The following is a 12,614-nucleotide window of genomic DNA, read 5'->3' on the forward strand; positions in this document are numbered from 1 at the left end:
TGCGAGGCAGTCGCCTCCGGCGCTTCGCTGAGCGCCTTGGCTCGTCCTAGCAGGCGATCGACTTCCGCGATCGACAATACTTTTGGCAAGCCGCGCCCGCGCTTCGGTCCGGAAAGAACCGCGGCCGGATCATCACTGCGAATTCGCTCGTTCAGGAGGAAACGAAACAAGTGCCGCATCGCCGACAGCCGGCGCGCGACGCTCGACGACTTGAAGCCCCGCGCATCCAGATCGCCGAGATAATCGCGCAGTCCTTGCGTTTCGGTGCTGGCAAAGCTCTGGCCTTTGCGCGCCAAGAACTCCGAAAAATCGCTCAGGTCGCGGCGGTAGGCGTCGAGCGTATTGTCGCCGGCGCCCTGTTCGGCGGCGAGCATGTCCAGGAACAGGTTCAAGAGTTTGGCGTCTGAGACCGTTGGGCGCATGAGCCAACCCTAGCGCTTATCTCTTGAGGAACCTGTCTGCCGGAATCGTGACGGACATTTCTCGCGGCTTCGGATTGACGAAATTCGCCAGCGCGAAAATCACGCCATAAACGATTCCGGCGATCACCGCGAGCACCATGAGAAACCGGAACAGGCTGGGCATGAGCGCGCCTCAGGCGGCGTTAACTATTGAGATCGTCGGGAATTGTCGCGTGAGTACCAACATGTTCGACCCGCCCTTGCAAGAGTCTCTGGCAAGGGCGTCGGTGAGGGTAGTATAGGTGAACGGATGCCGCGCAAGCGGTTAATTGAGCAGAGTCGATGCCTGAGACCGTCTCGCCGGCGAGCCCCGCATCTCCCGAAGCCGAAATCACGGCGGCGTTGGGGACGCGCTCGGTCGTGCTGATTGGAATGATGGGGGCAGGCAAGTCCACGATCGGACGGCGGCTATCGGCGCGGCTTCGGCTTCCGTTTCTCGACGCTGATACCGAAATCGAGGCAGCGGCCAGCATGTCGATTCCGGACATATTCGAGACCCACGGCGAACCCCATTTCCGGAATGGCGAGGCGCGGGTGATCGCGCGCCTGCTCGACAGCGGTCCTGCCGTCCTGGCCACCGGCGGAGGCGCCTTCATGCGGGAAGATACCCGCAACCGCATCGGTAGCAAGGCGGTGTCGATCTGGTTGAAGGCCGATCTCGATATCATCATGAAGCGAGTGAAGCGCCGTGCCGATCGGCCATTGCTGCAGACCGCCGATCCTGCTGCTACGGTGGGGCGGCTGATCAGCGAACGCGAACCGGTCTATAAGAGCGCGGATATCACAATACTATCGCGCGACGTGCCGCATGAAAAAATTGTTGATGAATGTATCGATGCTCTACACGGCTGGGTCTGCGGCGGCGCTGGGAAACTCGCATCCAACACCTTGAGCCACACCCGATGACGAGCCATCCCTGATGACCGCGCCGTTAAAACACTCCGATCTGGTCACCGTGGACGTCGCGCTCGGCGATCGGGCCTATGACATCGTGATCGGCCGCGACGTGTTGCCGTCGCTCGGCGCGCGGATCGCCGCTTTGCGGCCCGGCGCTCGCGCCGCCATTGTCACCGATCACAATGTCGCAAAATACTGGCTGGAAAAAGCGTGTGTGTCGCTGTCGCAGGCCGGTGTGGAGGCGTCGCACATCATTGTCGAGGAGGGCGAGGGCTCGAAAACCTACGCCGGCCTCGAGCGGGTCAGCGAGCAATTGATATCGGCAAAAATCGAGCGCAACGATCTGGTGGTCGCGCTTGGCGGGGGGGTCGTCGGCGATCTCGCCGGGTTTGCCGCGGCAATCCTGCGTCGCGGCGTCGATTTCGTGCAAGTGCCGACTTCGCTACTGGCGCAGGTCGACTCGTCTGTCGGCGGCAAGACCGGAATCAATTCTCCGCAAGGAAAAAATCTGCTGGGCGCGTTTCACCAGCCGGTGCTGGTGATCGCCGATACCGCGGTGCTGGATACGTTGTCGCCGCGCCAGTTCCGCGCCGGCTATGCTGAAGTCGCAAAATACGGCTTGCTCGGGGATGAAGCGTTCTTCACCTGGCTTGAATCCAACTATGCGGACATTTTTGCCGGCGGGCCTGCGCGCGAACATGCCGTTGCCACTTCCTGTCGCGCCAAGGCGGCGATTGTGGCGCGCGACGAACGTGAAACCGGCGAGCGCGCATTGCTGAATCTCGGCCACACTTTCGGGCATGCGCTGGAGGCCGCGACGGGCTTCTCCGACCGGCTGTTTCACGGCGAAGGCGTTGCTATCGGCATGGTGCTGGCCGCCGAATTTTCCGCCGAACTCGGGATGATCGGGCAATCCGAGGCGATACGCGTCAAAACTCACCTTGCCGAAGTGGGGCTGCCGACCCATCTGCAGGATATCGCGGGATTCGCGCAGGAAGGACTGGCGGACGCCGACGCGCTGATGACGCTGATGGCGCAGGACAAGAAGGTGAGGCGCGGCCGGCTCACTTTTATCCTTCTAAGCGCTATAGGCCGCGCCGTGATCGCTCCCGACGTCGAACCGTCGCTGGTTCGCGATTTTCTGAAAGCAAAGCTGCGAAGAACAAAGTGATCTTCACGCCATGGACTGGCTTGCATTCTCGATCGTCATCCTCTGTCTCTTTATCTCCGCCTTCTTTTCGGCGAGCGAGACCGCGCTGACCGGAGCATCGCGCGGCAGCATGCTGCGGCTTTCGAAGCAGGGTAATCGCGACGCACTCGTGGTCTCGAGCCTGTTCGGGATGCGAGAGCGCATGATCGGCGCGCTGCTGCTCGGCAACAACATCTCCAACATCGGCGCATCAGCTCTCGCGACCGGCATCTTCACCGCATGGTTCGGCGAGGTGGGCGTGCTCTATGCGACCGGCGTGATGACGGTGCTTGTGGTGATTTTTGCCGAGGTGCTGCCGAAGACCATCGCCATCAATGCGCCGGACCGGGTATCGCTGCTGGTGGCCCGCCCGATGAAGGTGATGGTTTACTTGCTGGGGCCGCTGCTCACGATAATCGAAGTGTTTGTCCGTGCGCTGATGGCCGTTCTGGGCATCAAGATCGGCGCCAATCAGCCTATTCTGTCCCCAACCGAGCGTCTTCGCGGCGCGGTCGACTTGCTGCATCACGAGGGCAAGGTCGAAAAGCAGGACCGCGATATGTTCGGCGGATTGTTGGATCTCCGTGAGCTTCAGGTTTCGGATGTGATGGTTCATCGCACCGAGATGGTGATGATCAACGCCGACCTGCCGCCTGAGGAATTGGTGCGCGAGGTGCTGGCTACCGAATACACAAGAATTCCGTTGTGGCGCGAGAAGCCGGAAAACATCATCGGCGTTCTCCACGCCAAGGATCTGTTGCGCGCAATTCGGGCCTCGGAGGGCGATTCATCGAAGATCGATGTCTCGACCATCGCATTGCCGCCATGGTTCGTGCCGGAGATGCGTTCAGTGTCGGAACAATTAAAGGCGTTCCGCCGGCGCAAGACGCACTTCGCACTGGTGGTTGATGAATACGGCGAAGTCGAAGGCATGGTGACGCTGGAGGATATCCTTGAGGAGATCGTCGGCGACATTTCCGACGAACACGATGTCGTGGTGGCGGGCGTACGCGCACAGCCGGACGGTTCGGTGGTGGTGGATGGTTCGGTGCCGATCCGCGATCTCAACCGTGCGATGGATTGGAATCTCCCTGACGAAGAGGCGACCACGATCGCTGGCCTTGTTATTCATGAGGCCCGATCGATCCCCGAACGCGGCCAGAGCTTCACCTTTCACGGTTTCCGTTTTCGGGTCCTGCGCCGCGAGCGCAACCGCATTACCGCGCTGCGGATCGTGGCCGTGCCCCGCGAATCCGAGATCGAGGAGAAGAAGCCGAGGCGGGCGGGGACCTCCTTCTAAGGCAAATTCGAACAAACAGTGGCACCGCTCGCTTGCCGGGGAGAGGAGCGCTTACCCGGGTTCGCCGGGGGCGTGGGCCTTGATCGCCAGCGCGTGAACGGATCCCGCGAGTTCCCCCGCCAGCGCCGCATTAATCATACGATGACGCTCCACGCGGCTCTTCCCTTTGAAGGCCGGCGACACAATATAAACGCTGAAGTGCGTCTCGCCGCCCGGCCTGTGCCCGGCATGGCCCTCATGCAGATGTGATTCGTCCGTGACGTCGAGGCTCTCCGGAGTGAAAGCTTCGCGCAACTTGTTTGTGATAGTTTCCTTGGTACTCATGGCGGCGCCGATGCTTGTTTTTCGTCAATGTCACATCGAGGGAGAAGTATTCGCAATGTCAAGACTTGAAGCTTTTCGCATTGCGTTGTCATAGTCAGCCATGCCGATTGATTCATCCAAATTCTTCGACTCCATTCGCATCAAGCCCAACAAGCTGAGTGCGAAGCAGCAGGCTCAGGCGCGGGAAGCCGCCGTCATGTGCGAATGGCCGGAGTGCAAAAACAAGGCGCCCCATCGCGCGCCAAAGGGCCGCGCCAACGACAAGGAATATTGGCACTTCTGTCTCAACCATGTTCGCGAATACAACCAGTCGTACAATTTTTTCCAGGGCATGAACGCCGACGCTGTGGCGCGTTATCAAAAGGATGCGCTGACCGGTCATCGTCCGACCTGGAAAATGGGCGCCAACACCAGTTCGAAAAAAGGGAAGGGCAATCCCGAGGCGGAACTGGAAGGAGCGGCTGATCCGTTCAACATGTTCAGCGAGCTTAACGGCCGCGGCCGCTGGCGACCGGGGCCGGGAGCCGGCGCTGAACCGAAATCCGAAACCCGAAAAGTGTTCAACGCAGAGCGCAAGGCGCTGCAGGTGATGGGGCTCGGCACCGACGCCACGCTCGAAACCGTCAAGGCGAAATATAAGGCGCTGGTGAAGCAGCACCATCCCGACGCCAATGGCGGTGACCGCTCCACGGAAGATCGTTTAATCGAGATCATCAAAGCCTATAACTATCTCAAGACGGTGGTGCGCGCCGGCTGATCGCCACGTTGCTTGTCGGGCGCGGCGCATCTATCGCAAATCATTTCGGCTCCAGGACGCGGCCGCCGTGGCGACGGCGAATGGTCCAGGTGGCGAGCGCGACGATCACCGCGCCGCCGAGCACCGACACTATCCAGTAATGCTTGGCGAAGCCGCCGTGGTGCGACATCTCGGCATATTGTCGGAAGGCGGATACCGCGAGCACCCCGGGCAAAACATGCGCCGGCGCCCATAGCAGGATCGCCGGAACGTTGACGATGTAGAAGCGCGCAGGCCTCATGCCCAGCGCGCCTGCCGTGATCGGCACGAATGCCCTGATCGGCGGCACGAAGCGGGCAAAGAACACGGCCAGCGCACCCCAGCGATGAAAGAAAGCCTCGCTCTGCGCGACCACCCGAGGATAATGGGTCATCGGCCAGGTACTGAGGATCTCGCGCTGGCTGCGATGCCCGATCCAGAACGCCGATCCATCGCCGAGCAACGCGCCTGCAATGGCCGCCGCTAGCACCCATTCGAGCCGCAGCTCCCCGCCAGGCACCAGCGCGCTCAATGCAAGAATGATCGTGGAACCGGGAATGACCGATCCCACCACCGGAACGGCCTCGAGCAGGGCAGCAAGAAACAGCGTCAGATAGGCCAGCCATGCATTGGTCGAGACGAATGCAATCAATGGATCGAGGAAGGAAGCCACAAAAATCCTGTTCTTGCATTGTCGGAGCGGAGTGCAGAACTAACATAACTGACTATCCGGGTCGAAAAGTGCCATCGACCATCCTCGGCTGGCGAACGAGACGGACGAAAGGATGGCTTGATTCGCAGAGCAGGCTTCCGAAAACCGTGGCCGGTACCTATCTCGATGATAACGCAATGGAACTTTGATCGAGCCGCGGGCTTCTGCCAGCGGTTGCTCTCTGATACGTTGCGATTAGCACCCATCCGCAGCCACACCGCAAAATTGGTTCCGGGAGCGCCCGGGATCTCGGAGGATTGATGACGACCGCCGCCATGACAAAAGTGCAGGAACCGGCCGGATTGCCCGATATGAAGGTGTCGGTCCGGCAGGTATTCGGCATCGACAGCGATCTCGAGGTGCCTGCGTATTCCGAAGTCGATCCTCACGTTCCGGATATCGATTCGGATTATCGCTTCGATCGCGCCACCACGCTCGCCATTCTCGCCGGCTTCGCCAAGAACCGTCGCGTCATGGTGACGGGCTATCACGGCACCGGCAAGTCCACGCACATCGAGCAGGTTGCGGCGCGGCTCAACTGGCCCTGCGTGCGGGTCAATCTCGATAGCCACATCAGCCGCATCGATCTGGTCGGCAAGGATTCCATCGTCGTCAAGGACGGCAAGCAGGTCACCGAATTTCGTGATGGCATTCTGCCATGGGCCCTGCAGCACAACATCGCACTCGTGTTCGACGAGTACGACGCTGGCCGCCCCGACGTGATGTTCGTCATTCAGCGTGTGCTGGAAGTTTCCGGCCGACTGACGCTGCTGGACCAGAACAAGGTGATCAAGCCGCATCCGGCGTTCCGGCTGTTTTCGACCGCGAACACGGTCGGGCTCGGCGATACCTCCGGCCTCTATCACGGCACCCAGCAGATCAACCAGGGCCAGATGGACCGCTGGTCGATTGTCACTACGCTGAACTATCTGGCCCATGACGAGGAAGTCGAGATCGTGCTGGCCAAGGCGCACCATTACCGCACCACGGAGGGACGCGACACCGTCAACAAGATGGTTCGCCTCGCCGATCTTACCCGCAACGCGTTCGCAAATGGCGATCTGTCGACCGTGATGAGCCCGCGCACCGTGATTACCTGGGCCGAAAACGCCGAGATCTTCGGCGACCTCGGCTTTGCGTTCCGCGTCACCTTCCTCAACAAGTGCGATGAGCTTGAACGGCCGTTGGTGGCTGAGTTCTATCAGCGTTGCTTTAACGCGGAGCTCGCCGAGTCCTCCGTGAACGTCGCGATGAGCTGAGCGATGGCGGCGATCTCCGTCGAGCGCACGATTGGCAAGACCAAACGCGCGGTCCTTGGGGGACTGATCGGCTACAACACCGAGAAGATGGGCCGGCAGAAATATCGGCGATTCGCCGTCTCGCTGCGAGATGATGACGAAATCGTCGGCGGGATTGTCGGCGAGGTCTGGATGACCGTGCTGTTCATCCAGCTGTTCTGGATGGATGCGGCTTTTCGCGGCAAGGGCCACGGGCGCGCGCTGATCGAGAAGATCGAGCAGGAGGCACGACAATTTGGCGCCGTCCGATCCTATGTCGATACCATGAGCGTCCAGGCGCCGGCGTTTTACAGTGCGTGCGGGTATAAAGCGTTCGGCGAACTCGATGGCTACCCTAATGGCGTGACGCGGCACTGGTTTACCAAAGCGCTGTAAGGACTGGGATGACCACCAACTCAAAGTTTCGGACGGGTTCAAAGGAAGCCCCCACCGAGCCGTTCAAGCGCGCGGTGACGGCCTGCCTGCGTGCGATCGCGCGAAAGCCGGAGCTTGAAGTGACGTTCGCGGCCGAGCGGCCGGGATTGTCGCCGGGCAAGGCGCGGTTGCCGGAGCCCGCTCGCAAGATGACGCGGCGCGATGCCGCGATCGTGCGCGGTCATGCCGATTCGATCGCGCTGAAACTTGCTTGTCATGATCCGAAAGTGCACCGCAAGCTGATGCCGGGAAATCCGCAGGCGCGCGGCGTATTCGAAGCCGTCGAGCAGGCGCGGGTCGAGGCGCTCGGCTCGCGGCGGATGGCGGGCGTTGCCAAAAATCTCACCGCGATGCTCGACGATCATTTTCATCGCGGCAAGTTCGACGAAATCACGGATCGCGCCGACGCACCGCTGTCCGATGCGCTGGCGATGCTCGTGCGCGAGCGCCTGACAGGACTGGCGCCGCCTGCGGCCGCCCGCAAGATGGTCGATCTGTGGCGGCCGGTTTTGGAAGACAAGATTGGCGCGCGGCTCGACCGGCTCGATCGGCTCGCCGACAATCAGGCGAAATTCGGAGACGCGGTCCACGACCTTCTGTCCGCGCTCGAACTTGGCGATGACCGCAATGCGGAGTCTGACGAGGACGAGAACCAGGATAACAATCCCGATGGCGAGAACGACCAGTCCGGTGCCGAAGGATCGCCCGACAGCGACGCTGCGCAGGAGATGAGCGCCGATCAGGCGCAAGCCTCGACCGACGAGATGTCGGAGAGCGCGATGGAAAGCGCGCAAGCCTCGACAAGTGACACTTTCGATGACGGCGAACTCGGCGATGACGAGACGCCGGGAGAAGCGACGCGACCGAACGCGCGCGGTGCCAACGAGCCTCGCGGGCCGGAATATCACGCCTTCGCGCCGAAATTCGACGAGGTGATCGCCGCTGAAGACCTCTGTGATCATGACGAGCTGGAACGGTTGCGGAGCTACCTGGACAAGCAGCTCGCGCATCTGCAGGGCATCGTGGCGCGGCTTGCCAATCGGCTGCAGCGACGGTTGATGGCGCAGCAAAACCGCGCCTGGGAGTTTGATCTCGAGGAGGGCATCCTCGATCCCGCCCGCCTGTCGCGCGTGGTGACCGATCCCTATCACCCGCTTTCGTTCATGCACGAAAAGGAAGCGACTTTCCGCGACACGGTCGTGACGCTGTTGCTCGACAATTCCGGTTCGATGCGCGGTCGCCCGATCACGGTTGCGGCGACCTGCGCGGATATTCTGGCGCGGACGCTGGAGCGTTGCGGCGTCAAGGTCGAGATTCTCGGCTTTACCACGCGGGCGTGGAAGGGCGGGCAGTCGCGCGAGGCGTGGCTTGCCGCGGGCAAGCCCGCCAATCCAGGCCGGCTGAATGACCTGCGGCATATCATTTATAAATCCGCCGACGCGCCGTGGCGTCGGGCGCGCAAGAATCTCGGGCTGATGATGCGCGAGGGCCTGCTCAAGGAAAACATCGATGGCGAGGCGCTGGATTGGGCGCACAAGCGGCTGTTGGGCCGCTCCGAGCAGCGCAAGATCCTGATGATGATTTCCGACGGTGCGCCGGTCGACGACTCCACGCTGTCGGTCAATGCCGGTAACTACCTGGAGCGCCACCTGCGCCACATCATCGAGGAAATCGAGACCCGCTCGCCGGTCGAGCTGATTGCGATCGGCATCGGTCACGATGTCACCCGTTACTATCGTCGCGCGGTCACCATCGTCGATGCCGAGGAACTCGGCGGCGCCATCACCGAAAAACTCGCCGAGCTGTTCAGCGAGACCCATGGCGTTCCGCCTCCCCCCAGCGGGCAGCGGCGCCGATTGCATTCCTGAAAGCATGGGCGAGACCGTCAGTCGCCGCCACTTCCTGAAATCCACGGCGGCGGGGCTTTCGTTCGCAGCGCTGCCCGATCTGGCAAGTGCGCAGTTCGCAACGAAGCCGTCGCGCAGACCGCTTGCGGCGGACGAATATTCCGCGGCCAGGCCGGTTTCGATCGAAGTCAACGCGCGGCCGGTGCCTTCGTTCGATACAAGTGACCCGCAGCGAGTTCGCTTCGGCAAACTTGAATACCGCAGCGGGCTGGTGCTGACCTCCTCCTTTCGCGGTTTCGGCGGGCTGTCCGGGTTGCGGCTCGACCCAAAAGGCGAGCGCTTCATTGCCATCAGCGACAAGGGAATGTGGTTCACCGGGCGCATTCGCTATCGCGGCCGTGACATGATCGGACTGGACGATGTCGAGGCCGCGCCGATGCTGGGTCCCGACGGCCGCCCGATCACCGCGCGCGGCTGGTTCGATTCGGAATCAATCGCGCTCGATGGTTCGCTGGTGTACATCGGGCTTGAGCGGGTCAACCAGCTCCTGCGTTTCGATTTCAGCAAAGGCTTCACCCGCGCGCGCGGCGAGGTGGTGCCGCTACCGCCCGCCGCCAGGAGATTGCCGTACAACAAAGGGCTGGAGGCACTGGTAATGGTGCCGAAGGGGCTGCCGCTCGCGGGCACGCTGATCGCCATTTCCGAGCGCGGCCTCGATGCGGACGGAAACCTGATCGCGTTTCTGATCGGTGGCCCCAATCCCGGGCAATTCAGCGTTCGCCGAACGAACAATTTCGACGTCAGCGACGCGGTGCTGCTGCGCTCGGGCGAGCTATTGGTGCTGGAGCGGAAATTTTCGCTGCTGGAAGGCGTCGGCATCCGCATCCGGCAGATCCCGCTGGCCTCGCTCGCCCCCGGCGCGGTTGTCGATGGTCCCGCGATCTTCGGGGCGGATCTCGGCGAGGAGATCGACAACATGGAAGGCATCGACGCCCACATCACGGGCGATGGCGAGACCATGCTGACCATGGTTTCGGACGATAATTTCTCGATGATCCAGCGCACGCTATTGCTGCAATTCGCGTTGGTGGAGTGAGCCTGTCGCTTTCGCCTTTCGCCAGCTCACTACGCAAGTCTGCCAAGCGCCGGCGAGCCGTGCACCGGAGCTGGTAATCTCGGTCGGGCGATTTACATTGCGGAATAACCCGCCCTCTTCAAAGTCCCGGAACATGCCATGAGCACGCTCTTCACTCCGATCAAGCTGCGCGATCTTGCGCTTCGCAATCGCCTCATGGTGGCGCCGATGTGCCAGTATTCGGCTGACAATGGCGAGGCCAATGACTGGCATTTCACCCACATCAATTCGCTGGCGCTCTCGGGCGCGGCGATGTTCTGCATCGAGGCCACGGCCGTGGAAGCGATCGGCCGGATCACGCCGGGCTGCCTCGGTCTGTGGAACGACGCCACCGAGGCCGCGCTGCGCCCGATCATTGCCTCGGTGCGCAAGCATTCGAAAATCGCGGTCGCGATGCAGCTCGCCCATGCCGGCCGCAAGGGGTCGAGCCACGTGCCGTGGGATGGCGGCCAGTTGATCCCGATGTCCGAAGGAGGCTGGCAGGCGGAGGGTCCGTCCGCGGTGCCGCACAAGGAAGGCGAAGTGCCGCCGCGGGCACTCGATGCGGCCGGGCTGGCGCGGGTGCGCGACGCTTTTGTCGCCACAGCAAAACGCGCCGAACGGCTCGGGCTGGACGCGCTCGAGCTGCATTGCGCGCACGGTTATCTCCTGCATCAATTCCTGTCGCCGATCTCGAACCAGCGTACCGACCAGTATGGCGGCTCGTTGCAAGATCGCATGCGCTATCCGCTGGAGGTGTTCGATGCCATCCGCGCGGTTTTCCCCGAACACAAGCCCGTCGGCATCAAGGTGTCGGCGACCGACTGGGTCGCGGGCGGCTGGGACCTGCCGCAGACCATTGAATTCGCGGGCGAGCTGAAAAGGCGCGGGGTTGACTGGATCGATGTGTCCTCCGGCGGCGTGTCGCCGCAGCAGAAAATTCCGCTCGGCCCCGGCTATCAGGTGCCGCTGGCTCAGGCGATCAAGCAAGCCACCGGCGTTACCACAATGGCGGTCGGCCTGATCACCGAACCGAAGCAGGCTGAAGAGATCGTCGCCTCCGGCAAAGCCGACATGATCGCGCTGGCCCGCGCCATGCTTTACGATCCGCGCTGGGCGTGGCACGCCGCGGCCGAACTCGGCGGCCAAGTCGAGGCGCCGCCGCAATATTGGCGCTCGCAGCCGTCGACTCATAAGGCGCTGTTCGGCGCCACCAGTTTCGGGGCGCGCTGACGGTCGCTGCCTCGGTTGAAGCAGAACACACCGGCGCATTTTCATCGCCCGCTTCGTCATCCCTCGAGATGGCGTTTCGCGCACGATGATTTTCTCAGATGCCTCATTTCTTGCTCATCTGGGCCAGTGCATGCATCGCGGCGACGTAGCCGTACGGCCCGAGCCCGCAGATCACGCCGGTTACAGCCGACGAGATCTTTGAATGCCGGTGATATTCATCGCGCGCATGAATGTTGGAAATGTGCACCTCGATCACCGGCCCTTCGAACGCCTTGATCGCATCGAGGATCGCAACCGAGCTGAACGAATAACCTGCCGGATTGATGATGATGGCGTCGGCGCTCTGCCGCGCCGCCTGAATCCAGTCGACCAACTGGCCCTCATGGTTGGACTGATGAAACGTAAGCTCGAGCCCGAGTTCGCCGGCGTGCTGTTCGCAGGCTTCCTGCACCTGCGACAGCGTCGTGGTCCCATAGATATGCGGCTCGCGCACCCCGAGCAGATTGAGGTTGGGACCGTTCAGGATCATCAGTCGCTTCATGCTGTTTCCTCCGGGGCGTGATCAAATGGGCAGGCGGCTGGCCAACGTAGCGCGGACAAACCCAACGGGCCAAGCGAGCAGGTGGTTGATATTTCCAAGCGAGCGAGGCTTGCCGCCTTAGGTGAGGGTTGCTCTTTCTTATCCCTCCCCTTCTTCATGGGTCGAGACGAGCAAGCTCGCTCTGGGGTGGCGCGAAGCGCCGGGTGAGGTTGCGTCTACACACGAACAGCCCCTCACCCTGCACATCGTTCGCTCCGCTCACGATCTGCTTTCCCTCCCCACAAGGAGGAGGGATGAAGACCGGCGATGGCGTGGCACTGTGCGCAACGACAGGCGCGTATATTTACGGCACACCTCCGCATTCTCGCCTCGATCTGCTTCTCCCTCGCGCCGCAAGCGGCGGCGAGGGCTGCTCCTTCTTATCCCTCCCACTTTTGTGGGGAGGGTGGCGCGAAGCGCCGGCTGGGGTTGCGTCAGACACACGAACAGCCCCACCCTGCACATCGATC

The 12,614-nt window shown here is 62.0% G+C and carries 14 protein-coding genes; 9 read left to right on the forward strand and 5 right to left on the reverse strand.

Annotated features, from left to right (window positions below; genetic code table 11):
- Together VJV58_RS12520 and VJV58_RS12525 are read right to left on the reverse strand one after the other, a co-directional pair.
- Positions 1-422, reverse strand: a 422-nt coding sequence (locus VJV58_RS12520) for a site-specific integrase (RefSeq protein ID WP_324137664.1), incomplete at its 3' end; no start/stop codon positions are given.
- Between the two features lie 16 nt (positions 423-438).
- The gene (locus tag VJV58_RS12525) at positions 439-585 is read right to left on the reverse strand and encodes a histidine kinase (RefSeq protein WP_324137665.1); all 147 of its coding nucleotides are present in this window, start codon (positions 583-585) and stop codon (positions 439-441) included.
- Positions 586-743: 158 nt separating this feature from the next.
- On the opposite strand from VJV58_RS12525, the gene VJV58_RS12530 reads away from it, so the two are divergent.
- From VJV58_RS12530 to VJV58_RS12540, 3 genes are read left to right on the forward strand one after another with little or no spacing between them, the layout of a single operon-like run.
- Positions 744-1,367, forward strand: a complete 624-nt coding sequence (locus VJV58_RS12530) for a shikimate kinase (protein WP_324137666.1) — start codon at positions 744-746, stop codon at positions 1,365-1,367.
- Between the two features lie 13 nt (positions 1,368-1,380).
- Positions 1,381-2,529, forward strand: a complete 1,149-nt coding sequence (gene aroB / locus VJV58_RS12535; protein ID WP_324137667.1) for a 3-dehydroquinate synthase — start codon at positions 1,381-1,383, stop codon at positions 2,527-2,529.
- A gap of 10 nt (positions 2,530-2,539) precedes the next feature.
- Positions 2,540-3,847 (forward strand): HlyC/CorC family transporter, encoded by a 1,308-nt coding sequence (locus VJV58_RS12540; RefSeq protein ID WP_324137668.1) that lies wholly within the window; start codon positions 2,540-2,542, stop codon positions 3,845-3,847.
- 51 nt (positions 3,848-3,898) lie between these two features.
- On the opposite strand, the gene VJV58_RS12545 is transcribed toward VJV58_RS12540, so the two are convergent.
- The gene (locus VJV58_RS12545; RefSeq protein WP_324137669.1) at positions 3,899-4,171 is read right to left on the reverse strand and encodes a BolA family protein; all 273 of its coding nucleotides are present in this window, start codon (positions 4,169-4,171) and stop codon (positions 3,899-3,901) included.
- A gap of 100 nt (positions 4,172-4,271) precedes the next feature.
- Here VJV58_RS12545 and VJV58_RS12550 point away from each other — a divergent pair, with 100 nt between their 5' ends.
- Positions 4,272-4,928 (forward strand): J domain-containing protein, encoded by a 657-nt coding sequence (locus VJV58_RS12550; RefSeq protein WP_324137670.1) that lies wholly within the window; start codon positions 4,272-4,274, stop codon positions 4,926-4,928.
- Positions 4,929-4,968: 40 nt separating this feature from the next.
- Here VJV58_RS12550 and VJV58_RS12555 read toward each other — a convergent pair whose 3' ends face one another.
- Positions 4,969-5,619: a DedA family protein gene (locus VJV58_RS12555; protein ID WP_324137671.1), complete on the reverse strand. Its 651-nt coding sequence runs from the start codon at positions 5,617-5,619 to the stop codon at positions 4,969-4,971.
- A 299-nt stretch (positions 5,620-5,918) separates the two neighbouring features.
- Here VJV58_RS12555 and cobS point away from each other — a divergent pair, with 299 nt between their 5' ends.
- From cobS to VJV58_RS12580, 5 genes are all read left to right on the forward strand, one after another.
- Positions 5,919-6,917: a cobaltochelatase subunit CobS gene (cobS, locus tag VJV58_RS12560; RefSeq protein ID WP_324137672.1), complete on the forward strand. Its 999-nt coding sequence runs from the start codon at positions 5,919-5,921 to the stop codon at positions 6,915-6,917.
- A 3-nt stretch (positions 6,918-6,920) separates the two neighbouring features.
- Positions 6,921-7,331, forward strand: coding sequence for a GNAT family N-acetyltransferase (locus tag VJV58_RS12565; protein ID WP_324137673.1), 411 nt, complete (start codon positions 6,921-6,923; stop codon positions 7,329-7,331).
- An 8-nt stretch (positions 7,332-7,339) separates the two neighbouring features.
- Complete coding sequence (gene cobT, locus VJV58_RS12570) at positions 7,340-9,238, forward strand: cobaltochelatase subunit CobT (protein ID WP_324137674.1); 1,899 nt, start codon at positions 7,340-7,342, stop codon at positions 9,236-9,238.
- A 4-nt stretch (positions 9,239-9,242) separates the two neighbouring features.
- Positions 9,243-10,313: an esterase-like activity of phytase family protein gene (locus VJV58_RS12575; protein WP_324137677.1), complete on the forward strand. Its 1,071-nt coding sequence runs from the start codon at positions 9,243-9,245 to the stop codon at positions 10,311-10,313.
- A 138-nt stretch (positions 10,314-10,451) separates the two neighbouring features.
- The gene (locus VJV58_RS12580; protein WP_324137675.1) at positions 10,452-11,564 is read left to right on the forward strand and encodes an NADH:flavin oxidoreductase/NADH oxidase; all 1,113 of its coding nucleotides are present in this window, start codon (positions 10,452-10,454) and stop codon (positions 11,562-11,564) included.
- A 103-nt stretch (positions 11,565-11,667) separates the two neighbouring features.
- Here VJV58_RS12580 and aroQ read toward each other — a convergent pair whose 3' ends face one another.
- On the reverse strand, positions 11,668-12,105 hold the full coding sequence (gene aroQ, locus VJV58_RS12585; protein WP_324137676.1) for a type II 3-dehydroquinate dehydratase: 438 nt from the start codon (positions 12,103-12,105) through the stop codon (positions 11,668-11,670).
- Positions 12,106-12,614: the final 509 nt, after the last annotated feature.

It is taken from the genome of Bradyrhizobium sp. (assembly GCF_035273305.1).
Classification (GTDB): Bacteria; Pseudomonadota; Alphaproteobacteria; order Rhizobiales; family Xanthobacteraceae; genus Bradyrhizobium.

What these genes read in the sequence shown, in the direction of transcription:
- VJV58_RS12525 (WP_324137665.1), bottom strand. Translation starts at nt 585, where the DNA reads ATGCCCAGCCTGTTCCGGTTTCTCATGGTGCTCGCGGTGATCGCCGGA.
- VJV58_RS12530 (WP_324137666.1), top strand. Translation starts at nt 744, where the DNA reads ATGCCTGAGACCGTCTCGCCGGCGAGCCCCGCATCTCCCGAAGCCGAA.
- aroB (WP_324137667.1), top strand. Translation starts at nt 1,381, where the DNA reads ATGACCGCGCCGTTAAAACACTCCGATCTGGTCACCGTGGACGTCGCG.
- VJV58_RS12540 (WP_324137668.1), top strand. Translation starts at nt 2,540, where the DNA reads ATGGACTGGCTTGCATTCTCGATCGTCATCCTCTGTCTCTTTATCTCC.
- VJV58_RS12545 (WP_324137669.1), bottom strand. Translation starts at nt 4,171, where the DNA reads ATGAGTACCAAGGAAACTATCACAAACAAGTTGCGCGAAGCTTTCACT.
- VJV58_RS12550 (WP_324137670.1), top strand. Translation starts at nt 4,272, where the DNA reads ATGCCGATTGATTCATCCAAATTCTTCGACTCCATTCGCATCAAGCCC.
- cobS (WP_324137672.1), top strand. Translation starts at nt 5,919, where the DNA reads ATGACGACCGCCGCCATGACAAAAGTGCAGGAACCGGCCGGATTGCCC.
- VJV58_RS12565 (WP_324137673.1), top strand. Translation starts at nt 6,921, where the DNA reads ATGGCGGCGATCTCCGTCGAGCGCACGATTGGCAAGACCAAACGCGCG.
- cobT (WP_324137674.1), top strand. Translation starts at nt 7,340, where the DNA reads ATGACCACCAACTCAAAGTTTCGGACGGGTTCAAAGGAAGCCCCCACC.
- VJV58_RS12575 (WP_324137677.1), top strand. Translation starts at nt 9,243, where the DNA reads ATGGGCGAGACCGTCAGTCGCCGCCACTTCCTGAAATCCACGGCGGCG.
- VJV58_RS12580 (WP_324137675.1), top strand. Translation starts at nt 10,452, where the DNA reads ATGAGCACGCTCTTCACTCCGATCAAGCTGCGCGATCTTGCGCTTCGC.
- aroQ (WP_324137676.1), bottom strand. Translation starts at nt 12,105, where the DNA reads ATGAAGCGACTGATGATCCTGAACGGTCCCAACCTCAATCTGCTCGGG.